19 protein-coding genes are annotated in these 23612 nt (G+C 41.5%); 14 read left to right on the forward strand and 5 right to left on the reverse strand.

Annotation, left to right across the window (positions count from 1 at the left end; genetic code table 11):
• Nucleotides 1-8 precede the first annotated feature (8 nt).
• Nucleotides 9-914, forward strand: a complete 906-nt coding sequence (locus V2H41_RS02285) for a sucrase ferredoxin (protein ID WP_330973497.1) — start codon at nt 9-11, stop codon at nt 912-914.
• Here V2H41_RS02285 and nth read toward each other — a convergent pair.
• Nucleotides 907-1557, reverse strand: coding sequence for an endonuclease III (gene nth, locus V2H41_RS02290; protein ID WP_330973498.1), 651 nt, complete (start codon nt 1555-1557; stop codon nt 907-909). The two genes, V2H41_RS02285 and nth, sit on opposite strands and share 8 nt — an antisense overlap.
• A 116-nt stretch (nt 1558-1673) precedes the next feature.
• Complete coding sequence (manA, locus tag V2H41_RS02295) at nt 1674-2876, reverse strand: mannose-6-phosphate isomerase, class I (protein ID WP_330973499.1); 1203 nt, start codon at nt 2874-2876, stop codon at nt 1674-1676.
• A gap of 36 nt (nt 2877-2912) precedes the next feature.
• Here manA and V2H41_RS02300 point away from each other — a divergent pair, with 36 nt between their 5' ends.
• The 10 genes from V2H41_RS02300 (at nt 2913) to V2H41_RS02345 (ending at nt 12787) form a co-directional block, all read left to right on the forward strand.
• Nucleotides 2913-3269: a YraN family protein gene (locus V2H41_RS02300; protein WP_330973500.1), complete on the forward strand. Its 357-nt coding sequence runs from the start codon at nt 2913-2915 to the stop codon at nt 3267-3269.
• A 128-nt stretch (nt 3270-3397) separates the two neighbouring features.
• Nucleotides 3398-4054 (forward strand): hypothetical protein, encoded by a 657-nt coding sequence (locus V2H41_RS02305; RefSeq protein ID WP_330973501.1) that lies wholly within the window; start codon nt 3398-3400, stop codon nt 4052-4054.
• 4 nt (nt 4055-4058) lie between these two features.
• Nucleotides 4059-4967 carry a site-specific tyrosine recombinase XerD gene (gene xerD / locus V2H41_RS02310; protein ID WP_330973502.1) on the forward strand — a complete coding sequence of 303 codons (909 nt, stop codon included), beginning with the start codon at nt 4059-4061 and terminating at the stop codon, nt 4965-4967.
• A gap of 75 nt (nt 4968-5042) precedes the next feature.
• Nucleotides 5043-5876, forward strand: a complete 834-nt coding sequence (locus V2H41_RS02315; RefSeq protein WP_330973503.1) for a DUF2911 domain-containing protein — start codon at nt 5043-5045, stop codon at nt 5874-5876.
• Nucleotides 5877-5910: 34 nt separating this feature from the next.
• Nucleotides 5911-6777, forward strand: a complete 867-nt coding sequence (locus V2H41_RS02320; protein WP_330973504.1) for a DUF6263 family protein — start codon at nt 5911-5913, stop codon at nt 6775-6777.
• A 300-nt stretch (nt 6778-7077) separates the two neighbouring features.
• On the forward strand, nt 7078-8313 hold the full coding sequence (locus V2H41_RS02325; RefSeq protein WP_330973505.1) for an MFS transporter: 1236 nt from the start codon (nt 7078-7080) through the stop codon (nt 8311-8313).
• Between the two features lie 6 nt (nt 8314-8319).
• Complete coding sequence (locus V2H41_RS02330; RefSeq protein WP_330973506.1) at nt 8320-9723, forward strand: FAD-dependent oxidoreductase; 1404 nt, start codon at nt 8320-8322, stop codon at nt 9721-9723.
• Between the two features lie 44 nt (nt 9724-9767).
• Nucleotides 9768-10688, forward strand: a complete 921-nt coding sequence (locus tag V2H41_RS02335; protein ID WP_330973507.1) for a glycerophosphodiester phosphodiesterase family protein — start codon at nt 9768-9770, stop codon at nt 10686-10688.
• Between the two features lie 68 nt (nt 10689-10756).
• Nucleotides 10757-11668 (forward strand): endonuclease/exonuclease/phosphatase family protein, encoded by a 912-nt coding sequence (locus V2H41_RS02340; RefSeq protein WP_330973508.1) that lies wholly within the window; start codon nt 10757-10759, stop codon nt 11666-11668.
• A gap of 12 nt (nt 11669-11680) precedes the next feature.
• The gene (locus tag V2H41_RS02345; protein ID WP_330973509.1) at nt 11681-12787 is read left to right on the forward strand and encodes a metallophosphoesterase; all 1107 of its coding nucleotides are present in this window, start codon (nt 11681-11683) and stop codon (nt 12785-12787) included.
• A gap of 95 nt (nt 12788-12882) precedes the next feature.
• Here the strand turns inward: V2H41_RS02345 and V2H41_RS02350 are convergent, their stop codons facing one another.
• The gene (locus V2H41_RS02350) at nt 12883-14559 is read right to left on the reverse strand and encodes a glutamine--tRNA ligase/YqeY domain fusion protein (RefSeq protein ID WP_330973510.1); all 1677 of its coding nucleotides are present in this window, start codon (nt 14557-14559) and stop codon (nt 12883-12885) included.
• A gap of 323 nt (nt 14560-14882) precedes the next feature.
• Between V2H41_RS02350 and V2H41_RS02355 the strand changes: the two genes are divergently transcribed.
• Together V2H41_RS02355 and V2H41_RS02360 are read left to right on the forward strand one after the other, a co-directional pair.
• Complete coding sequence (locus V2H41_RS02355; RefSeq protein ID WP_330973511.1) at nt 14883-17267, forward strand: 3-hydroxyacyl-CoA dehydrogenase/enoyl-CoA hydratase family protein; 2385 nt, start codon at nt 14883-14885, stop codon at nt 17265-17267.
• 9 nt (nt 17268-17276) lie between these two features.
• Entirely contained in the window at nt 17277-17933 is a 657-nt protein-coding gene (locus V2H41_RS02360; RefSeq protein ID WP_330973512.1) for a peptidase M10, read from the forward strand.
• Nucleotides 17934-17994: 61 nt separating this feature from the next.
• Here V2H41_RS02360 and V2H41_RS02365 read toward each other — a convergent pair whose 3' ends face one another.
• Nucleotides 17995-21297, reverse strand: coding sequence for a TonB-dependent receptor (locus tag V2H41_RS02365; RefSeq protein WP_330973513.1), 3303 nt, complete (start codon nt 21295-21297; stop codon nt 17995-17997).
• Nucleotides 21298-21544: 247 nt separating this feature from the next.
• Nucleotides 21545-22663 carry a M42 family metallopeptidase gene (locus tag V2H41_RS02370; protein WP_330973514.1) on the reverse strand — a complete coding sequence of 373 codons (1119 nt, stop codon included), beginning with the start codon at nt 22661-22663 and terminating at the stop codon, nt 21545-21547.
• Nucleotides 22664-22828: 165 nt separating this feature from the next.
• On the opposite strand from V2H41_RS02370, the gene V2H41_RS02375 reads away from it, so the two are divergent.
• Nucleotides 22829-23587 carry a DUF6515 family protein gene (locus V2H41_RS02375; protein ID WP_330973515.1) on the forward strand — a complete coding sequence of 253 codons (759 nt, stop codon included), beginning with the start codon at nt 22829-22831 and terminating at the stop codon, nt 23585-23587.
• Nucleotides 23588-23612: the final 25 nt, after the last annotated feature.

A 23612-nucleotide genomic window follows, 5' to 3' on the forward strand; every position in this document is an offset into this window, starting at 1 on the left:
TTATTTTTTTGAAACAGATAACTGATAAAGACGTATTTTTTTGCAGTGCAGCTTCGCGATATTTTAAAGAACCACTGGCAGGAACTGCTGCCAACAGCAGCGTTTTTATATTGATAGAGCATTGCAATCCTTTTCCGGCAAAAGTAGGGGAGGCGCATTTTGATAAAGCTTGGCTTCAAGGTATACAGAAACTGGCAAAGTCTCTAAAAGGGAAAGTTTTGCTAATTCGCAATAAGAAAACCAATTTCAGAGACTGTCGTATCATTTTTGTCGATTGTAAGAAATGCGCCTACTTTACTATTCAACTACCTATTGAGCAGGTGGCTACGGTTCGTCTTGCAGATTACATACATTCCGAGTCTACTGAATGGGAGACTGACCCGTTTTTTGTAATCTGTACCAATGGGAAAAAAGATAAGTGTTGCGCTAAGTTTGGATATCCTGTATTCAAGTTTTTTGAGGCTTTCAATACCGATGTGCAAGTATGGGAGAGTTCTCATGTAGGTGGAGACCGCTTTGCGGCTAATGTTGTGGCCTTGCCTTTTGGTATTTATTATGGACATGTAGTAGTAGAAGATGTAGGCCATATTATGGTGCGCACCTTGCTTAGAAAAATTTACAAGAATAAATACAGGGGATTAAGCCGTCGCTCATTTTTTGAGCAATCTGTAGAATGTTATGTGCGTGAGTATCTGCAAAACTATGATATCGATTTTGACATTAGCATGAAACTCCTGCATCATGAAGAAGACCGATATACCGTAGGGGTAAAGACTACCAGCAATTTTCACTGCGAAGTAGTGCTGCTAAAAGAGCGTATCGATTATCCGCACTTGCTTACCTGTAAATCGAGGGCGCCGGAAACTATTGTAAAGTACAGATTGCTAGAGTTAAAGCCCTTCGACGTTATATAAGCGTAACATTTTTGTGAAACCATGCGCAGGCCTGTTGTAATCCGCATTCGCGGCATTTGGGGTTGCGTGCCATACAAGTATAACGTCCATGTAATATCAGCCAGTGATGGGCTTTATGAATCAACGAGGGGTCAATATTTTTAACCAGCTCCTTTTCTACAGCCAAGGGTGTGCTCGCTTTGGGTGATACAAGTCCTATTCTTTTGCTTACCCGGAATACATGTGTGTCTACAGCCATATTGGGCTGCTTTTCAATTACCGAAGTAATCACGTTAGCGGTTTTGCGCCCTACTCCCGGCAGCGTAGTTAATTCCTGTACGGTCATAGGTATTTCGCCGTTAAATTCTTCCACAACCTTCTTAGCCATTCCTACCAGATGTTTGCTCTTATTGTTAGGATAAGAGATGCTTTTGATAATAGGAAACACTTCTTCCGGAGTGGCTTTACTTAGGCTGTATATATCCGGATATTTTTGAAAAAGATGCGGTGTGGTCAGGTTCACACGCTTGTCGGTACATTGTGCGGATAATATTACAGCTACCAACAATTGATAGGGGTTATCATATATCAACTCCGTTTCAGGTTCGGGCATATGTTCCGAAAAATAATCAATAACAAACCGATAACGCTCTTTCTTTGTCATCCTTACATTTAAAAAAGACCCAATGATTCTTGCAATGCCCTTATTGGGATTGCGTTATTGATAAGATGGTGAAGATGCTTGGCTGCGCTGTGCGTATTAACACATTGGTATATCTACTATTTCGCCGCGGCTTTGAACAGCCAAGAATCTTCCAGCGCCTTAACGGTTACTTTGGCTCCGGCAAATGCAGCAGCAGCAATATTACCACGATGCAGGGGTACAGTAGTCTTTTTCGCTTTCAGTGTCACGTTGCCCTCCATCAATAGGAATATTTCGGTAGTGGCAATATCCAATTTTATGGATTCGCCTTTTTTTAATTTATAAGAGGCCAGTGCAAAATCTTTCACGGGCGCTTTGTATTGCTGGCTGGCAGTACGCGCCTTTTTAATGATTTTGGGATGCGTGGCTTCGCATTTGGTGTGTTTAAGCAATTCTGCAGTGTCGATGTGTTTAGTAGTAAGACCGCCACGCAGAACATTGTCACTGCTGGCCATGATTTCTACATTGTAACCCTCTAAATAGGCATGGGGTACGCCCGCATCTTGGAAGATAGCTTGTCCTGGTGTAAGATGTACTAGGTTGAAGAAATAAACCGAAAAGATGCCGCGGTCTATTACGCCAGGTCTGTCAAATGTAAGTGCAGCACGAGCCGCCCAGAAGTTTTCATCATTTTTCTGCAGCACACCGTTTTGATATAAAGGTATGATGCGTGCTAACAAGGGATGCAGTACTTCATTTACTTTTTCCTGTGGCATTTCCATAACTGTCTTATACAGTCCTGCGTAACCTTTCTTTTTAAATATCGGTTTCAAAAATTTCAATTCTTTGGTCTGAGTGAGTATAGCTTCCATTTCTTCTTCGGGCTTAAACCCATGTAGCAGATAGAACTCACTCATGGCTACCATCAACTCGGGTTTATGATTGGTATCCTTGTAATTTCTGTGAGGCGCATCCAGCGGAATGCCTTTTTTGTTCTCTTCCTCAAAGTTAATGGCCGCCTGCTTTTTGGAAGGATGTACTTGAATCGAGAGCATATCTTTCACGTCCAGCACTTTCAGCAAGTAAGGCATATTACCGAAGGTCTTCAGTATCTTTTTGCCCAATGTTTTCTCGGGTTGTTGCTGAATATAATCTCTCAGTAATACTTCGGACCCGTCATCCAAGGTAATTTTACAATTAGCTTGAGGATGTACGCCTAGCCAGTATTCGGCATAGGGCTCCATATTAGGGTTCTCAATTTCTAGAAGTGAAGGAATGTAATGAATACCCCCCCAGTCGTAATGCTTAATATCTCCGCTTAATGGTGCTAACACTTGCATAGTATAATTTGTAGTAACTTGTTGTAAAGATAGGAAATGGCGGCACATAATCAGTTAGGAAAGGCCGGGGAAGCCATGGCCGTAAAGTTTTTTACGCAAAAAGGCTATCTCATTGTTTGTCGTAACTGGCGTTATGGCAGGCATGAAATTGACATTATCGCCACGAAAGACAATAAATTGCATTTTATTGAAGTGAAGACCAGAAGCTCATCCCGTTACGGCTATCCGGAGGAGAGCGTAACTGCGAAAAAATTTGCGTCTTTGAAGGCTGCTGCCGATGCATATTTATTTCAGCACCCGGGTTACAAATGGATACAGTATGATGTATTATCCATTACACTGCATAAAAATAGACCTCCTGAATACTTTTTGCTCGAAGATGTTTTTATGTAATACGGTTTATAAAAAAATGTGTAGGTTTGTTTTCAGGCATTTAATTTTATGCCATACCCCCCTGACAGAGGAGGGTTTAGCTTGTTCAAACAACCTTCAAACTTTAAATAAAAACAAAAACAAACAGTATGAGACTATTATTTTTTGCTTCAGCCTTTGCAGTAGTAACGCTTGCAGCTTGTAAAGGGGGAGACACTTCATCACAACCATTCTGTGCAGATGAGACTTGTATTGAAGAGCCAATGCTGGTGGAAAGTACAGCTCCCGGCAAACCTTTTGTGCGAATTAGCTTTAAAGATTGTCAAATAGATTCCATACACTGGGAAAAGAGCGGTGGCGTAGCAAATGATATTATCTTTAATGAATTTATTGAAAAAACAGTAAAACCTTCCAAGCAGTTTCTTACTTGCGATATTATCGAAGGTAAATACGCATGGGTGAAGTTTAACGATTGTGCTACAGGGCGTGGCTATCTTTTGAAACTGGGTTTTGATACAGATGGCGTTACCAGCAAGTTTACCAGTGCGATTAATAATTTCGATCCTAAATTCGCCATAGAAGATGGTCTGGTAGCATATTATGACAATACGTTCATTTATGTAGAGGATATGCAAACCGGCCAAATCGCTAAGCAGCTCTTAACAGATACCGGTGTGACCGAAATCGATTATGACAATATTCATAGCCTGATTGATTCGGTAAACATCACTAAGACGAATATTTACGCAAAACTTAAAGTAAAAAATCAGGAAATCGTACATAACAACCCACTCAATTTTAAATAATCAAATGTGGGAGGCGTATAAAAAAGGCTTTAAAGCATACTTGCAATTGGAGAAATCGCTTTCTTTAAACTCTACAGAAGCCTATCTGCGTGATTTGGATAAGCTCACGCAATTTCTTGAGATGAATAATATGGCTAAGAGTCCTGCAGCGGTTACCCTGCAGGACTTGCAGTTTTTTATAAAGTGGATAGCCGAGATGCAGTTGGCCGATACTTCACAGGCACGGATTATATCGGGGATTAGGGCATTTTATAAATATTGTTTGCTAGAGAATGTTGTAGAAGAAGATCCATCTATACTACTGGAAGCGCCTAAAACCAAAAGAGCTTTGCCAGATGTGCTCAGTTTTGAAGAAATTGAGCGCATCTTACAGCAAATCGATTTAAGTAAGCCCGAAGGTACGCGCAACAAAGCTATTCTGGAAACATTGTACAGTTGTGGCTTGCGTGTGAGCGAAGTGGTGAATTTGCGCATCTCCCAATTGTATTTGGATGTAGGATTCATACGGGTTACAGGAAAAGGAGATAAAGAAAGGTTGGTGCCTATTGGCGCTGCAGCAGTCAAATACATCAATCTGTATCGACAAACGGTGCGAGTACATATCGATGTGAAGCCCGGAAATGAAGATATTTTATTTCTGAATCGAAGAGGCACAAAGTTGTCGCGCGTAATGATTTTCTTAATTATAAAAGAGCTGGCTCAAAAGGCCGGGATTACCAAAACGATTTCTCCGCATACCTTTCGTCATTCTTTTGCTACACATTTAATAGAAGGTGGAGCCAATCTGAGAGCGGTACAGGAAATGTTGGGCCATGAAAGCATTACTACCACCGAAATCTATACACATCTGGATAAAGAGTTTCTCAGAAAAACATTGGAAGAGTTTCATCCTTCCTTTAGCAGGAATACTTAACGTTACCGCTTAATATTTTCCTATTAAATAAATCTTTCTATATTGCTATCTTAATTCTATAAAAAAATGACTGCCATGAAACGAATTGTTTTGTCCATTGTGTTATTGTGTGCTCTGCATTTGGGAAATGCTCAGCAGCTCGTGTTACCAGCACCTAGTCCGGCTCAAACCGTTAAGCAAGACTTTGGCTTGTCTTATATAGAACTCTCTTATAGCCGTCCGGCTGTACGCGAAAGGAAGGTTTTTGGAGACCTGGTTCCATACAACAAAGTATGGCGTACCGGTGCAAATGGAGCCACTACATTGACATTCGGTGATGAAGTAAGTATTGGTGGTAAACGAATTCCGGCAGGTAAATATGGTTTGTTAAGTATTCCGGGTGAAAAAGAATGGGTGTTGATTATTACCAAGCAAACCAATGTGACCAGCCCAGCAGCCTATAAACAAGAGGAGGATGTGGTAAGGGTGGTAGCAAAACCTCAAACGCTGGCTAATAAGGTAGAGAACTTTACTATTCAGTTTGAAAACATTCAGCCGGAGTCTTGTGAGTTGCAAATCATCTGGGATAAAACAATGGTAGTATTGCCCATCAAAACCCATATTGATGCAAAAGTGATGGCTGCAATAGATGCTTCCATGAAGTCGGATAAGCCTGCCTATTTTCAGGCAGCTACTTATTATTTCGAGAGTGGCAAAGATTTAAATAAAGCTATTGATTGGTTTGCTAAGGCAGCAGAACAACAGCCTAATGCGTTCTGGATAAAATATCAGTATGCGCGGGCCCTTGCTAAAGCCGGAAAAAAGGACGAGGCTGCTAAAGTTGCACTGCAGTCGAAAGAGCTAGCAGCGCAAGCTAAAAATGATGATTATGTTAAGTTGAACGAGAAACTATTAGCCTCGTTGAAATAAAATGGGACAATTTATAATCCTAAATAGCACTTCTATGAAAAGGCACTTCTTCTTAATTCTGGCTAGTACGCTGCTGGTATTAGCTGTGAATGCTCAAAATTATTCCATCCATTTTCAGCCGAAGAAAAATGATGCGTATGATGTACGTACCACTTTGAAATCTACTATTACGCAGCAAGTGATGGGAGAGGAGATGACGGTAAATATGGGAATGGATATGAATTCGGTGTATAGTTTCGACGATGATGGAGCTAATAAAACTCTACACATTACGTATGACAAAATGAAAGTAGATATGAATATGCTGGGTATGGTAACTACTATCAATAGTGAAGATGATACGAAGCAAAGTGCCATACTAAAACAACTGAAGGGGAAGACCGTAAGTTTAAGCATAACCCCTCAAGGAGATATAGTAAAAGTTACGGGCGCTGAAAATTTGCTGGATGGCATCGATGCTGATCCTTCTCAAATCGAAACCGTTAAAGGTATAGTAGGTAGCGATGCTGTGAAAAGCTCTATGGCTATGAGTATGGGTTTTTACCCGGGTAAGCCGGTAAAAGTAGGGCAAACTTGGACTAAAACCATTACCCTTACTCATCCATATGAGTTAGTGTCGGAAAGTGCCTATACACTAAAACGTGTAGAGGGTAAAAAAGCATTCATTGAAGTGTTGAGCAAACTACATACTCCCGCCGATGCTAAAATGGAATACGGAGGGATGACGATGTCGGTACATCTGGAAGGAGATGTTACAGGTACTTACGAAGTGGATCTGGATACAGGGTTATCGGTTGTTAGTATCACGAAGCAGAATATGAAAGGAGATATCGAAGCCATGGGGCAAAAGATTCCTATGACAGTTACTACTGAGATGAACAGCACATCTGTGAAACACTAGGATGGCAGAAATACATTTATTGGAAAATGAAAGGCTGCTGTAAGGCGGCCTTTCATTTTTTAGTCCAGTATCAAATGCTTTCGAGTTGTATTTAATTATATTTAATTTTGTTTAAAAATATTTTTATTTATCTTTAATATTGTTACATTTGTTCCAGTGAGGAGTGATTATAGGTTGCTTGGGAATGTTATAAACGATTGAGTTTTTTGTTTTATAGCGATTGCAAACTGAACAGTACGTGTAGTAAAACAGGTTTGTTTCGTAAATGAAATAGTGTTTTCGAAAACTTAATAAGTCATAATGCGTATTAGGCCTGAAACAAGACGCTGGTTGATTGTTGCCGTTATTTTTCTAGCGATTGTATTTAATTATGTCGACCGGCAAATCGTGTCTGTTTTAAAACCGATGTTAAAGTCGGAGTTTAATATTGATGACGATGGGTATGCTTTAATTGTAAATGTATTTACCATTTGTTATGCGCTGATGTATCCGGTGGCGGGATGGTTGGTAGACCGTTTTGGTGCCGGTAAAGTGATGCTATACGGGGTGTTGACATGGACGCTGGCTTGTATCGGAGGAGGGATTTCTAGAACTTTAGGGCAATTTACTTTTTTCAGGGGATTATTAGGTATTGCTGAACCTTCCAATTTCCCCGCACAAATACGGGTAGTGACGGTCTGGTTTTCGGATAAGATGCGTGCTACTGCTAATAGCTTGTGTGTAGCCGGTAGTTCCGTGGGGGCCATCATTGCACCCCCGCTTATCGCATGGCTTGCGCTTTCTTATAATTGGCAGACAGCGTTTATAGTGTCTGGATCTGTAGGGTTGATAATTGTCATTTTATGGGCTCTGATTTATCGGGATCCACCTGCTGAGGTATTGGCTAAAAATGTGAAAGCTTCTGCTACGCAGGTGAATACTGAGGCTTTTAAATGGTCTCAGTTGTGGAAGACTCGCAGTCTATGGGGTATATTGTTGATACGTTTTATTAGCGACCCGGTATGGTATTTCTGTTTGTTCTGGTTGCCGGGGTATTTGCAGGAAAACTCAGGCCTTAGTTTGGCACAGGTAGGCATGTTTGGTTGGATTCCATTCTTATGTGCAGATCTGGGAGCTATTGGCACATCGGCTTGGTCGGACAGATTGGTGCGCCGTGGGAAGGCGCCACTTCAAGCACGTAAAATCATGCTTACAACAGTATCGCTTGCGGCTCCGTTGTGCTTATTGATCTCTTATGTATCCCATAATCCAGTGCTGACCATCTGTTTGTTCAGCGTTATAGCCATAATGTGCTTGACCTGGGTGTTCAATACACCGGTGGTGATGAGTGAAGTATTCCCCGTAAAAAATGTAGCCAGCGTGTTGGGAATAGCCGGAGGGTTCGGGGCTGCCGGGGCTGTGTTGTTCAACTATTTTGTAGGACAGCTTATCGGCACTTTGGGTGCAGGCAAGATTTTTACATTCATGGCTTTTTTACATCCCATTGTAGTACTACTGCTGTGGACTGTCATTAGAAAAGAAAAACCTCAATCATAAAATAATATGGAAACCAATAGTACTAAAAAGATAGTAGAACCGTCAAGAGAAATAAACGTGCGTTATGAAACCGATGTATTGGTAGTAGGTGGTGGACCTTCGGGTATTATGGCTGCTTTGGCTGCTGCAGAGGAAGGACATAAAGTAATGCTTATTGAAAGCAGAAGTTTTGTAGGTGGTAATATGACGATAGGTCTACCTATACTAGGTTTCTTAGGACAAAAAGGAAATCAGATTATTAAAGGGCTACCACAAAAATTTATCGATCGTTTAAAAGAAGTTCAGGCGGCCAGCGAACACCGACCCTGCCCGCTACATATGAGTTTGACCCTTGTAGAGCCTGAAGCTGTAAAGACGGTAGCACTCAAAATGCTGATTGAAGCAAATGTGCAGGTATTGTTTTATGCTTTCTTTGCAGGAGTAGTGCAGGAAGGGGATGATCTAAAAGGTGTTATTATTGAAAGTAAGGCCGGTCGAGAAGCTATTCTAGCTAAAGTAGTTATCGACTGTAGCGGTGATGCCGATGTTGCTTATAAAGCAGGTGTTCCATGCGAGTTTGGAAATGAACAGGGAGGGGTACAACCACCTACATTGATGTTCTGCATGGGTGGAGTGGACACGGAGAAGCTGCGCCTCAGTATAGCTCAGGAGCCTCGCACGTATTTAACAGATTTTATCCCTGCCGAATATTTTGGACAAAACAATCAGTTTGTACTAGTAGGCTTACGCAACCTGATGAAGCAGGCTAAGGAAGCAGGAATGCAATTGCCTACCGAACGTACTATTTTGATTACAGGTTTACGCAAAGGTGAGATATGGGTAAATATGACAAGGGTGAATGGTGTGAATGGAACCGATCCTGCAAGCCTGACACAGGGCGAGATTCTGGGACGCCAACAAATAGAAGATGTACAGGAGTATTTGATTAAGTATGTTCCGGGATTCGAAAATGCATACTTCGTAAGAACCGCACCCTTCCTTGGTATTCGTGAAACCCGTAGAATACGTGGGTTGTATACAATGACCCGCGAAGATATATTGAGTTGTCGTCATTTCGAAGATGCAATTGCTGTGGCTAGCTATCCTCTGGATATTCATCATCCGGTAGGAGGCGATTGTACGTTGGAGTGGTGTGGCGATTGCTACGATATTCCTTATCGTTCTCTGATACCTCAAAAAATAAAAAATCTAATTGTCGCGGGCCGTGCTATCTCTACTACACATGAGGCAATGTCGGCAATCCGAGTAATGGCACCTTGTATGGCTATGGGAGAAGCCGCCGGACGCGCAGCCAAAATGGCTATCAAGAATAAAGTGCAACCGGCAGATATTGATGTGAAAGCGTTGCAACAGGAGTTATTAGCCAAAGGTGCTTGGTTGCGAACTGAAAGTGTGGTGCCTGCTGAATAATTGCTGAAATGTGGTAACACCAATATGAAATCAATTTTCATGTAATGAGAAAATATATATGGATTGTTTGCTGTAGTCTGTTGTGGAGCCTGTCAGGCGCTTCACAGACGTTGAATACTTTTAACATTAAAAACACCAAGGAGCTTCGCGAATTCTTTACCTATTCCAAGGATCGCATTCCTATGATATGTGGTCATAGAAGCGGGGCACAATCGCTCTATCCCGAAAATACCATCGCCGGTATGGAATATGTGTTACAACACATGCCTGCTTTTTTTGAAATAGACCCGCGCCTTACCAAGGATAGTGTCATTGTGGTGTTTCATGATGCAACATTGGAAAGGACGACTAACGGTAAAGGGAAGTTGATAGATTATACTTGGAAAGAAGTGCAGCAGCTGCGATTAAAGGATAGTAAAGGAAATCTTACCGACTATCGCATTCATACACTTGATGAAGTATTGCAATGGGCCAAGGGGAAAACGATTCTGATGTTGGATAAGAAAGACGTGCCCTTTTCGATGATCTACGATGCCATCAAAAGGAATAAAGCCGAGCACAATGTACTAATATCGGCGTATGAACCGGAAGAAGCAGCATATTATTACAGCCGCGATCCTAATCTGATGTTTGAAGTGTTTGTTTCCAATGAAGAACGGTTACGAGCCTACGAAGCTACCGGAGTGCCTACAAGCAATATGGTGGCTTATTTTGGTCAGCCTAAGAAAAAAGCTTTTTACGATTTGGTACATAGTAAAGGCATGATGGTGATCATTTTTACAGCAAAGATTATGGAAAAGGAAGAAGATGAAGCAATAAGAGTACAATCGTATAAGAAGGTAGTACAACAGGGAGGTGATATTCTGCTAAGCGATAGGGCTCTTGAGGCTTATGAGTCGATACGAGAGTTTATACCTGCAAAAAGTTCAAAATATAAATTTCTCAGACAGATAAAGAAACGATAACTAAGGTTTAATGGTAAGATAATCTTTGTTGCTACCTTACCTGTTACAGCTTTAATAAATTGCATATCATGAATGGAAGAAGAAAATTCTTAAAGAACCTCGCTTCTTTAGCAGCTATTCCTGCATTATCTCTGAAAGAGCTTAAAATCGGCACGCATGTGGCTGAAAAAAGTTTCAGGGTAATGAGTTGTAATATTCGAGTAGCTCTGGATGAAGATGAAAAGAAAGGAGTAGGCTGGTCTTCCAGGAAAAACATTTGTCTAAAAATCATTGAAAGCAAAAAACCAGATATTATTTGCTTACAGGAAGTATTGCGAGTACAGGCAGATGATTTCAGGAAGCATTTTTCTTCCTATCAACTTTTTGGATTCGATGGTCCTGAAATGGATGTACATCCTACAGGTTATCATGGGATTGCCAAAAATCCTATTTTGTATTCCAAAGCTCGGTATGAGCTGCTTTCGGGTGGTGCATATTGGTTGTCAGAAACGCCGTTGATTGCAGGAAGTAAGTCTTGGGATACTGCCCGCGCTCGAAACATGTGTTGGGTTCGTCTTAAGGATAAAATTTCAGGAAAACAGTTACGGGTAGTCAACTTGCATTTAGACCATGTGTCTGCTCAGGCTAAAACTGAGCAACTGAAATTGGTAGTGGAAGAAAGTGCTCAATATTTGCCTGAGTTTAATCAGATAATGGCCGGAGATTTCAATAGTCGTTACCAGAGTAAGGTGCTGGAGTCGGCTCGAAAAGGCGGTTGGAAGGAAAGCTATGAAACTATTCACGGCGAAAAAGAAGCCGGCTTTACTGCCCACGAGTTTCAAGGACTGAATTATGAGAAGGGCCCATCTAAAGGTAGAATAGATTATATCTGGTACAGAGGAAAAATTAAACCTCTTGCTACAACTATTGTCAAAGATCACATCAACGGTAAATACCCCAGTGATCATTTCTTTTTGCAATCTGATTTTATAATGGAATAAAACTATATGCTAATGAAAAAATATCTTATTCCCACGCTGGTTTTTTTATTTATTACGATAAGTGTTTTTGCGCAGCAAGATTATAAAAAGCCCACTCTTGAAAATAAAGACTCTTGGTCGTTAATTCTAATTCCGGATATTCAGAATTATGTAAAATGGAACCGAAATACTCCTATTCTGGATTTAATGATGGCGTGGATAGAAGATAATATTGATTCGCTAAACATTAAAATGGTGATGTGTGCGGGCGATCTAGTCGAGACTGATGAAAAAATTGCCAACGATAATAACGGCGATCGTACCACGCAACAGCAATGGGAGACAGCATCTAAAGTATTTTCGAGATTGGATGGAAAAGTGGCTTATATTGCCGCTACCGGTAATCATGATTACAGTATTGACCGAATGGGAAATCGATCAACTCGATACAATGATTTTTTCACTATTGAAAGGAATCATCTGAACAAAAAATATCTAGTTCAGCATGGAAAAAATGAGCAGGGAAGACCCTCTCTGGATAATGCTGCTTATGAGATTAAAAACCTAAATGGAAAGGATTATTTATTTCTAACACTGGAGTATGGTCCTCGCGATTCAATGCTTACTTGGGCTAAGAAAATTGTGGACCTAAAGCAGTACCAGAATCATCGCGTAGTGTTGCTTACGCATAATTATCTTAACACGAAGGATAAACGTACTACCAGTGAAATAAAGTGGAGATTTTTGGAACCTTATATCATAAACAATGCAACTGTGAAAGCTCCTGCTATACCATTACCCAATGCCAACAACGGAGAGCAGATATGGCAAAAATTGGTAGAACCTGCTTCTAATATCGAGTTGGTATTATGTGGACATATTTCAGGCGAAGGTTATCGTAAGGATAAAAACAAGGCAGGAAAAACCGTGCATCAAATGTTGTTTGATGCACAGTCGATGGGAGGTGGACATAGAGAAGGAAATGGCGGTGATGGTTGGTTGCGCATTCTAGAATTTATGCCCGATGGTAAAACGGTGAAGGTGAAAACTTTCTCACCCTTGTTTGCAGCTTCGCCATCTACAAGGCATTTGGCCTGGAAAAAAGATGAGCGAAATGAATATGTGTTTAAGTTTGATTAGACGGGATAAAATGTAATATATAGCAAGCCCATAGGAAATCTTATTGAGAATAACTCCTATGGGCTTATCTATGTTTTGCAACTAGAGCTTAAAAATTAGGCTTTGGACGCAGCTTTGGCCCAAGTATCTTTTAATGTTACAGTTCTGTTGAACACCAATTTGTCTTTAGGGCTTTCTTTATCTAATACGAAATATCCTTTTCTTAAAAACTGGAAGCGGTGTTCCAGGGCTGCTTCTTGTAAAGAAGGCTCAGCCAGTGCATTGGGAACCACATTTAACGAGTTCGGGTTGATATAAGCTGTATAATTTTCAACACTACCCGGATCCTCGATAGTGAATAAACGATCATACTCGTTTACAGTAATCGTAATATATTCTTTTGCATTTACCCAATGCAGCGTTCCTTTTACATGGATACCCGATGTATCTTCACCGCTCTTGCTCCCAGGAATGTAAGAACAGTTCAGTTGTATAATATTACCTGCATCATCCTTTATCACTTCATCACATCGGATGATATAGGCATGTTTTAAGCGAACCATTTGTCCGGGGGCTAGCCTGAAGTATTTTTTAGGCGGGTTTTCCATGAAGTCCTCCCGTTCAATATATATTTCATTACTAAAGCTGATGTCACGATAACCTGCATTCGGATCTTCGGGGTTATTTTCTGCTTTTAGTAGCTCACTTCCTTTTTCATAATTAGTAATCACCACTTTGATGGGATTAAAGACAACCATTCTGCGAAGCGCAATTTTATTGAGATGTTCGCGCGCACAAAACTCCAGCAAACTCATGTCCACCATATTCTCGCGTTTACCCACACCGATGCGCTCACAGAAGTCCCGAATGCTTTCAGGAGTAAAACCGCGACGTCGAAAACCCGCAATAGTTGGCATACGCGGATCATCCCAGCCGCTAACATACCCAGCAGTAACCAGATGCAATAATTTTCTTTTGCTGGTAACGGTATGACTCAAGTTCCTTCTAGCGAATTCGTATTGTTTGGAAGGATAAATTTCTAGTTTTTCGATGAGCCAGTCGTAAACTTCGCGGTGTGGTACAAACTCCATCGTACATATGGAATGTGTAACACGTTCGATGGAATCGCTTTGCCCATGCGCAAAATCATACATGGGATAAATACACCAAGTATCTCCCGTACGATGATGATGTGCGTGCTTGATACGATACAAAATAGGGTCGCGCATCAGCATATTAGGCGATGCCATGTCTATTTTAGCGCGCAGTACTTTTTCCCCATCTTTATATTTTCCGGCACGCATTTCGGCAAAAAGCTTCAGATTCTCTTCCGGGGTGCGGTCCGCATATTTGTTGCGATATCCCGGTTGAGTGGGCGTACCTTTTTGTTCGGCTATCTCTTCACTGGTACTATCATCTACATATGCCAGTCCTTTTTTGATCAGTCTTTCGGCATATTCATACAGCTGTTCGAAGTAATCCGATGCATAAAGCTCATGCTTCCACTCGAAGCCCAACCATTTAATATCTTCCTTAATACTTTCTACGTATTCGGTATCTTCTGTGGTGGGGTTGGTGTCGTCGAATCGCAAATTGGTGTAGCCTTTGTATTTACGGGTTAAACCAAAATTTAGGCAGATACTACTTGCATGCCCAATATGCAGATAGCCGTTCGGTTCCGGAGGAAACCGCGTTACTATTGAGTCATATTTACCTTCTGCCAGGTCCCTTTCTATGATTTCTTCAATGAAGTTAAGGCTCTTTTCTTCCTTCACATGATTTTCTTCGCTCATATTTGTAGAACTTGAGTATCTGCAAATTTAACTTTTTTTAGACAGCTTTAATCAATGTATTTTCCCAAACATTCTATTTCAGTCAACTAGATCGGATCTGTATTCAGTTCGTATAAATATTGCGTACAATCAATTGACCGAGTGCATCAATCGTTTGTTTATTTTCTTATCTTCATAGAAAATAGTTGCTTAGCTAACTAAATATATCCGTAAGACGGTTGCATGATTATGACGCGTTGAATGAGCGTTTAGTTGTAATCAAAGTTCATATTTCGAGAGCTTTTTACGTAAGAGCATTGCGGCCGGTTTTAATAGCAAAAGCCATGAAAAGAACAATTAAAAAAGTTGCTGTTTTAGGTAGCGGTGTTATGGGTTCCCGTATTGCTTGTCATTTTGCGGGGGTTGGTATTCCGGTGTTATTATTGGATATGCCGGCTCCGTTACCACCTGAAGGACAATCCACATCTTATGACAAGAATAAACTGGTGAATGAAGCCTTACAAGCCGCTTTGAAGAGCAACCCCTCGCCGGTTTATACTCGAGACGTGGTTAAAAAAATCACCACAGGTAACTTCGATGATAATATGAAGGATATCGCTACCTGTGATTGGGTGATAGAAGTGGTGGTGGAAAGATTGGATGTGAAGCGAGCCATTTTCGATCAGGTAGAGCAATACCGCAAGCCCCAGACTCTAATAACAACTAATACTTCTGGCATTCCCATACATTTGATGGCAGAGGGTAGAAGTGATGACTTCAGAAAACATTTCTGTGGTACGCACTTTTTCAATCCGCCACGTTATCTACGTCTTTTGGAAATCATTCCTACGGCCGACACAGACCCGGAAGTTGTGCAATTCCTCATGGATTTTGGAGATGTGATACTGGGTAAGACCACTGTGCTGTGCAAGGATACTCCAGCATTTATTGCCAACCGCATTGGCGTATTCAGTATTATGTCTGTTTTTTCACTGGTAGATAAGCTGGGATTAACCATTGATGAAGTAGAGCTCCTTACGGGGCCGATAATAGGGCGTCCCAAATCTGCTACTTTTCGTACGGCAGATGTAGTGGGTATTGATACCTTGGTAAAAGTGGCCAACGGAATATATGAAAACTGCCCTTCAGATGAAGCGCGCGAGTTATTTAAAATACCGGAATGGCTGCATAGCATTGTAGCCAATAACTGGCTAGGAGATAAAACTGGGCAGGGTTTCTTTAAAAAAATGCCCCCTACACAGGAAGGAGAAAAACAAATCTATTCGCTGGACTTAAAAACACTGGAATATAAGCCTAGAGTAAAAGCAAAATTTGCTTCAGTCGATGCTGCTAAGCCGGTTGAGGATTTGTCGGTAAGGCTGAAAATGCTGTTTCAGTCACCCGATAAAGCCGGAGAATTTTACAGACATTTTCACTACGGGCTGTTTTCTTATATCAGTCATCGTATTCCGGAAATAAGTGAGGAGTTTTATCGCATAGATGATGCTTTAAAAGCCGGATTTGGATGGGAGATCGGCGCATTTGAAACATGGGATTTGCTTGGGCCTGAAAAAGTAGTGGCCGATATGAAAGATGCGGGCTATGCCGTAGCTCCCTGGGTAGAAGCCATGATTGCTGCGGGACATAAAACATTCTATAAATCCGAACAGGGTAAAACTTTGTTTTATGATGTTGCAACAGCGAAATATATACCCATATCCGGTAAGGAAACGCTCATCCTTCTTAAAAACTATGCTGATAAATTAATTTGGAAGAACAACAGTTGTAAGCTCTATGATATTGGAGATGATGTGTTGGCGCTGCAATGGAATACCAAGATGGGAACTATTGGAGGCGATGTGTTAAGCGGCATTCAGACGGCTATCGATAAAGCCGAAAAGGATTATAAGGGGCTTGTAATAGCCAATGATGGTACAAACTTCTCTGCAGGCGCCAATGTGGGCATGATATTCATGCTGGCTGTGGAGCAGGAGTTTGATGAGCTGGACTTTGCTATTCGGTCCTTCCAAAATACGATGATGCGGGTACGCTACTCTTCAGTTCCGGTAGTAGTGGCGCCGCATGGGCTTGCATTAGGTGGTGGTTGTGAATTGAGCATGCACGCAGATAAGGTATGTGCCGCAGCTGAAACGTATACGGGATTAGTAGAACTAGGTGTTGGTGTGATACCTGGGGGCGGAGGGACCAAAGAGTTTGTATTGCGCGCAGCGGATGATGTGCAACCCGGCGTTCCGGAAAACATTCCTTTGCAGAATCGTTTTATAACTATTGCAACTGCCAAAGTTGCAACTTCTGCATTCGAAGCTTATCAATTAGGTATTTACCGTAGCGGACAGGATGAGGTGGTGATCAATCAGGATCGTCGTATTACAGAAGCAAAAAACCGTGTTATCAGTTTGTATGATGCGGGATATGTGCAACCGGTACCCCGCAACGATATCAAAGTATTAGGTCGTAGTGCACTTGGCGCTTTGCTGGCTGGTATTCACGCCATGCAGCGGGGTAATTATGCCACCGAGCATGATGCTAAGGTGGCCCGGAAGCTGGCCTATGTGATGTGTGGTGGAGACCTTAGCGAACCTACATTGGTATCGGAACAATATTTGTTGGATCTAGAGCGTGAAGCATTTCTTTCGTTATGCGGAGAAAGAAAAACACTGGAGCGTTTGCAAAGTGTAATTAAAACCGGCAAACCGATACGCAATTAAAAGGTATCTATGGGTACTGCAGAAATTCAATCTCATAAAACGATTCTAATTCGCTCGCATATTGTCACTTATGGCAATGCAGCAGACCCGAAGATTACGGAACAAATACGGGACGAAATCGAAACCATGTGGAACGAACCGCAGGGTAAAATCTATTTTGATAAAGAGGTGTACATAGTACAGTTTAGCATTACTGCGGAGTATAACCCGGAGATTACCCCCTTAGAGGTTTTGAGTAACGATAATCCCCGCAATAATTATTTTCGTATCGAGGAGTTTGCTTACGGTAATATTTCGTTTGTTGATGGAATAGGCTGTAATTCTGGATACTTCAAGCTGGAGAACCTGTATAGGGGATCCACAACAGCGGCACATGAATATGGTCATACTCTCGGATTGGAGCATCCATCAGACTTAGATTTTCGAGGCAAAGGAGCTCCAGGCATCATGTATCCACGGGGTACTTTAGTAGATCCACAATATCAGTACGACCCTACAAAACCGGCGGGTGTAACGGGTGGTACACTGCATCCTATGTATCGGAAGGTAAGACAGCAAGATATTGAAATGCTGAAAATACATCGGTTGGACTTTTCAGATAGTATAGCCGTTATAGGAGAATTTAGTAGCGTGTGGCATCCTGATCATCGTGAAATTTCGTATTGAACAAAAACTTAGGTATAAAAAAACCGGCATTAAGCCGGTTTTTTTATTGTGCTCCACTTTATTAGTTGAATGTGTATCTAATACCAAATTGCATGTAGTAAGTGGAAGTGATTGTCTGGTTAGTGCGGTAGGGATCTCTGATGATATCACCGTTGGCACTGTTAATTCTGAATTGAGGTCTGCCATCAGGTGCTGTACCTGCAGGAACCAGAATATTGGAGTTAGCGATCTTATAAACGCCCCAGTGGGGGTTGAACAGATTGCCGACATTAAATACATCCCAGAACACTTCCAGTGAGTGTTTCGCACCGCCTAAGCCATTGAATATTTGCTGAGCGAATCTCAGGTCAAATTGATTTCTCCAAGGCAGTACTGCACCGTTTCTCTCTGCATACATACCTTTTCTTTTTCTTAGGTATTTATCTTTTTCAATGAAGTTCATAAAGATCTCCATTTGTTCTTCGGGAGTATATGTTTTACCTCCGTATGCAGAACCGCTAGCAGTAACGAATACAATCTCACTTGGGTCTTTCGGAACATATATCAGATCATTAACCTGACCATCGTTGTTGAAGTCGCTGGAGTAAGAATAAGAGTATCTACCCTGATGTCCTCCTGTGTAGAACAGGGTTACAGAAGTTTTCAGGTTGCCAATCCAGTTGTTGCTATAGGTAACCGAACCCACCAGACGGCTAGGCAACACGTTGCTGGTATAGGAAAGTGATGGTTCGTTGGGGTTGCCAGTGTTTTGGAAAGGCAGCGACCACAGATTCGCAATTTGGTCACCACTTCCATCGCCGAAGTTTTTAGCTCCACTTCTAGTGTATGCGATGGTGGCAGAGAAGCCTCTCTCAAACAGTTTAGTTAATGACACGGTTGTAGCCCAGTAATGACCACCTTTTGCATTCTTCATTACAATCGCATCAAAACCGCTGGTACCACTAGGATCAATTACCCTATTGCCATTAACATCTGTGATTAGTTTATTGATATATCTATTCGCTCCTGAAGGGAAGATGTATCTATTGTCTGGATATCCGGCTATATTCATGCGAGTAGGATCTACTAAGTTGGCATTCATTGCTACTACGCCATTGATGTCCTTATTGTAGATACCTTCGATAGTACCGATGATGTTCCAAGGTAATTTCACGTCCAAAGCCAAGCTCGACTTCCAGGTTGACGGGAATTTCAGATTGGAAGCCATCGCTGATACGCTTGAAGGAATGGATGTTCCTGCTTGAGGTAAGGTAGATGGATAATTAGCCTTGATATCCGGGCTGAAGTTAGGCATGTTGGGATCTCCTGCCTGATAGCTTTGCAGGAACTGCAACATACCGGCATCACCCGACTGCGCCACAATCCATACGTAAGGGATTCTTCCGGTGAAAATTCCGGATCCGCCACGTAATACCAGAGAACGATCGCCTAAGATATCATAGTTAAATCCGAGGCGAGGAGACAACATGGCTGTAGTCTTGGGTAGGCTACCTGTATTAATTTTCATACCATTAGCAAATGTAGCTTCTGCCACCAGCGGGTGTGTCTTTATCTCTGCTACGTTTGGATAAGAAGGCAGTTCCACTCTCAGTCCGGCCATTAACTTAAAGTTTGGAGTGATGTTAAACTCATCCTGTAAGTATAAAGACCACTGAGCAAATTTAAAGCTGGGGAAAGCTTGAGATCCATCCTCAGTAAGCGGGAACGTTAAAGCATAGTTGATGGGTTTGGCACCGTTTACAAAGTCTTCCCATGATGCAAAGGTATAAGCACCGGTACCAAATCTTTGGAACCCGTTTTTGGTGCGGCTGGTTTCGTACTGGATACCTCCGGTTAAAGTGTGGTCTCCTAGTGTATAGCTCGCATCATAATTGAGGGTAAGCGTTTTAACATCCCTTAAGTTTCCGAAAGTGAAAGGTTCGTATCCAAAAGTTGTAAGTACGTTATTGCCACTTAAGCCACCTTCATTACTTAGAATATCTACTAGCGGGAATAAACCTCCGGGAGAGCTTCTAGGTGCGTTTTGGTGTACATAAGAAGCTCTGAAAGAATGGTTCAGATTACCAATTTTACCGTTGTATTCCAATGTTCCTGTGTACAGGTTATCTTCTTGGAAATAGTTGGAGTTGGCAAAGTGCATTGCGGTATTGGCAGTTCTGCTACCTGCGTAGGAAATCCCTTGGTTTGTAGTAGATGCACTAATTAAAGAAGGCGTTTTAGATTCTACCTGTGAATATCGGAAGTTGATTTTATGCCCTGTAGCAATGTTCCAGTCGATTCTTCCGAACATTTTAGTATTATCACTCTTATAGGAATATCCCTGATAAGGTCCGGGATCATATCCATAATTACTGATCAGGTAGTTACGTACACTATCCAAGAAAGAGGCTCTCGGTCTAGCTACGTTGGTATTGGAAGGTGACCAGGGGTTGCTGGGTGTCTGCGCGATTTTAGTAGGTCCCGGTTCTGTTTGCTTCATCTGTTCGAAGTTCAAGAAGAAGAACAGTTTGTTTTTGATGATAGGACCTCCCAAGCTAGCTCCATACTGTTGAATTTTTAAAGGAGCGATGTTGGTAATGTTAAAGTCTTCGACTCTATAACCTTGCTGTTTATCAGATCTGCCGGTATAAAAAGCAGTTCCGAAAAACTCGTTTCTACCGGAACGGGTAACTGCATTGATAGCGGCACCAGTAAACCCTGTCTGACGAACATCGTAAGGGGTTACGTTTACGGTAATTTGTTCAATCGCGTCCAAGGAGATAGGAGAACCACCAGCAGGTACATTTTGACCAATACCGAACTGGTTGTTAAAGTTAGCACCATCTACGGTGAAGTTGTTAGAGCGATAGTTACCACCACCAATAGCGGTTCCGTTGGCCTGAGGAGCCAGGCGGGTAAGATCGTTCACACTTCTGCTGATGGATGGTAGGTTTTCAATTTGGGTTCGGGTTACGGTGGTGGAAGTTCCGATACGGTTCCTTTTCATTAACGCATTGGCTCTACCTACCACAAGTACCTCTTCCATTGTCTGTCCGGCTTGCTGCAGTTTTACCTGCAATACGTAAGGCTGACCCAGTTCAAGATATACATCTTCCTGAACATCGGGTGCGAGTCCTACATAACTAATTTCAATTTTGTAAGGACCGCCTACGCGAACATTTCCTAGGTTGATATTACCATTATCATTGGTTACGCCCTTGTATACAGTACCTGTGGGCGTGTGGGTTGCAACAACAGTAGCTCCTTGTAAGGGTGCTCCTGCATGGTCGGTAACTTTTCCTGTAATACTACTAGTAGTTACCTGGGCCCGAAGTGCAACTGTAAAAATAATTAGTGTGATAGAGAGAAGGATTTTTTTGAGCATGTAACTGAGTTTTAATATGGCAAAGAAACATAATAAATTTTAACATTTCCTTACTATATGTTAACAAATTGTAAACGGATTAAGAGGTTTAAAGAAATTGACTGCAATCAACCGTACAGTTTATTTTATTATTTGTTATATTCAACGGGATTTTTTGAGAAATTTTTAATGAACCGTTTATGTTTTTAATAAAAAAACCTGCCATTCCAGGCAGGTTTTAAAGTATTATGAAAATAGTTAATCGGTACTACAAGTATTTTAGATTTGTTTTTGGGCTTAACTGCAGCAAAGTTTCATACATAAGCCTTATGGTATTTTCGATATCATCTTTATGCACCATTTCTACTGTAGTATGCATGTAGCGCAATGGTAATGAAATCAATACAGAAGGACATCCATCGTTGGCATAAGCAAATGAGTCGGTGTCAGTACCAGTGCTACGGCTTAATGCTCGCCATTGCACAGGGATATTTTTCTCTTCCGCAATTTTCTCCACAAAGGCTAAGAGTTTGTTATGAATAGCCGGACCATAAGCCAGTGACGGACCTTTACTGCAGGAAATATCTCCTTCTATTTTTTTATTGATTAAGAAGTGATTAGTATCGTGTGTAACATCGGTAATGATAGCCACATCGGGTTTAATACGGCGCGCAATCATCTCTGCTCCGCGTAATCCAATTTCTTCCTGAACGGCATTTACAATATACAAGCTATAAGGGAGCTTCTTTTTGTTTTCTTTAATCAATCTAGCTACTTCAGCAATCATAAAACCACCTGCACGATTATCGAATGCCCGACCTACATAGAAATCATTGGCCAGTTCATCAAAGCCGTCTTGATAAGTAACTACCGCTCCGATATGAATCCCTAGGGCTTCTACCTCTTTTTTGCTACGTACGCCACAATCGATACACAGGTTTTCTACTTTAGGCTGGGTCTCATTATCCTTGCCAATACGGGTATGAATAGCCGGCCATCCAAATACACCTTTTACGATGCCTTTTTTGCCATGCACATATACCCGCTGACCTGGTGCAATTAGATGGTCTACGCCACCGTTTCTTTTTAGGAATAATAGTCCACTTTCGTTAATATAGTTTACAAACCAGCTAATTTCATCGGCATGCGCCTCGATAACTACTTTAAAGGGCTGGCCGGGATTGATAACACCTACAGCTGTTCCATAAGGGTCAGTAAAATATTCATCAATATAAGGTTTCAGATAGTCCAACCATACCTTCTGACCTGCACTTTCAAAACCTACCGGAGAAGGGGTATTGATGTAATCTTTGAGGAATTGTAGTGAGGTTGGTGTAATAACTTGTTTTTGAGTGGTTTTCTTTTTCGTATTTGTAGACTTTGCCATAAATCAATTGTATGAAGTTCAAATGTAAATAATAATACTGGATGTGAATATAGAAATAAATGGGGAAAATGCAGGTCTGATGGAGCGAAAAGCCCTCTATAAAATTTATTTTATCGCATGCAGCCTTTTTAGTTTTTAGCGCGTCTTTCAAAAAAACAAAAGGGAATGAAGCGTTTTTTATTTTCAGCCTTTTGGGTAGTTTTTTTCTTTCTTTTTTATAGTGAGATTAATGCACAGCGGGTACGCTATTATCGCCCCTATCCAGTATACCGCACGCGCCCTGTGATAGCGGTGGGAGTAGGTGGATTATTTGGCGGTTATTGGGGACCTGCTGTGGGTGTGGGCGTGAATGTGGTATTGCCCCCTCCCGGAGCCAGAACTCATCATTTGCCTGCAGGGGCTGTGAGAAAAGAAATTAACGGTATTACTTATTATTATAAAAACAATACTTATTTCCGCGAGCGAGAAGATGGCGGATTTGAAGTGGTGGAACCACCGGTGGGAGCGACACTACATAGAATTCCCATCGGTGCTAAGTTGACAAAAATTAACGGGAAGTATTACTATGAGAAGGATGGGGTGTTCTATTACAAAGACAGGGACGATGCCGGTAATACCGTATATATCATAAAAGGTAAGAATGGTGAGTTGTACACCGATGAAAAAGAGGATGCAGAAAGAACACCATCTTATCGTTACGAAGAATCATCGGGAGATGAAGTGCCATCCCATTCTTCTAAAGATAGCTCTAGTTTCTATTTTATTGAGCCGGAAATTGGAGATCGTTTTGAGCAGTTGCCTAAAAATTCGAGAGAGGTAATTGTGGATGGAGAGAAACAATATGTTTCACCTAATGGGTTTTATTATAAAGAGGTGAGAGAGGATGGAAAGGTTCTCTATGAAGTGGTAAAAAAGAAGCCGTGATTGTTTTTTTTGTTTTGAAAAAGAG

Origin of the sequence: Niabella digestorum (assembly GCF_036409055.1) — a bacterium.
Lineage (GTDB): Bacteria > Bacteroidota > Bacteroidia > Chitinophagales > Chitinophagaceae > Niabella > Niabella composti.

Coding starts and splice junctions, on each gene's coding strand:
- V2H41_RS02345 (WP_330973509.1), top strand. CDS start 11,681: ATGAAAAAATATCTTATTCCCACGCTGGTTTTTTTATTTATTACGATA.
- V2H41_RS02335 (WP_330973507.1), top strand. CDS start 9,768: ATGAGAAAATATATATGGATTGTTTGCTGTAGTCTGTTGTGGAGCCTG.
- manA (WP_330973499.1), bottom strand. CDS start 2,876: ATGCAAGTGTTAGCACCATTAAGCGGAGATATTAAGCATTACGACTGG.
- xerD (WP_330973502.1), top strand. CDS start 4,059: ATGTGGGAGGCGTATAAAAAAGGCTTTAAAGCATACTTGCAATTGGAG.
- V2H41_RS02360 (WP_330973512.1), top strand. CDS start 17,277: ATGGGTACTGCAGAAATTCAATCTCATAAAACGATTCTAATTCGCTCG.
- V2H41_RS02375 (WP_330973515.1), top strand. CDS start 22,829: ATGAAGCGTTTTTTATTTTCAGCCTTTTGGGTAGTTTTTTTCTTTCTT.
- V2H41_RS02305 (WP_330973501.1), top strand. CDS start 3,398: ATGAGACTATTATTTTTTGCTTCAGCCTTTGCAGTAGTAACGCTTGCA.
- V2H41_RS02355 (WP_330973511.1), top strand. CDS start 14,883: ATGAAAAGAACAATTAAAAAAGTTGCTGTTTTAGGTAGCGGTGTTATG.
- V2H41_RS02300 (WP_330973500.1), top strand. CDS start 2,913: ATGGCGGCACATAATCAGTTAGGAAAGGCCGGGGAAGCCATGGCCGTA.
- V2H41_RS02320 (WP_330973504.1), top strand. CDS start 5,911: ATGAAAAGGCACTTCTTCTTAATTCTGGCTAGTACGCTGCTGGTATTA.
- V2H41_RS02330 (WP_330973506.1), top strand. CDS start 8,320: ATGGAAACCAATAGTACTAAAAAGATAGTAGAACCGTCAAGAGAAATA.
- V2H41_RS02340 (WP_330973508.1), top strand. CDS start 10,757: ATGAATGGAAGAAGAAAATTCTTAAAGAACCTCGCTTCTTTAGCAGCT.
- V2H41_RS02350 (WP_330973510.1), bottom strand. CDS start 14,559: ATGAGCGAAGAAAATCATGTGAAGGAAGAAAAGAGCCTTAACTTCATT.
- V2H41_RS02325 (WP_330973505.1), top strand. CDS start 7,078: ATGCGTATTAGGCCTGAAACAAGACGCTGGTTGATTGTTGCCGTTATT.
- V2H41_RS02315 (WP_330973503.1), top strand. CDS start 5,043: ATGAAACGAATTGTTTTGTCCATTGTGTTATTGTGTGCTCTGCATTTG.
- V2H41_RS02365 (WP_330973513.1), bottom strand. CDS start 21,297: ATGCTCAAAAAAATCCTTCTCTCTATCACACTAATTATTTTTACAGTT.
- V2H41_RS02370 (WP_330973514.1), bottom strand. CDS start 22,663: ATGGCAAAGTCTACAAATACGAAAAAGAAAACCACTCAAAAACAAGTT.
- nth (WP_330973498.1), bottom strand. CDS start 1,557: ATGACAAAGAAAGAGCGTTATCGGTTTGTTATTGATTATTTTTCGGAA.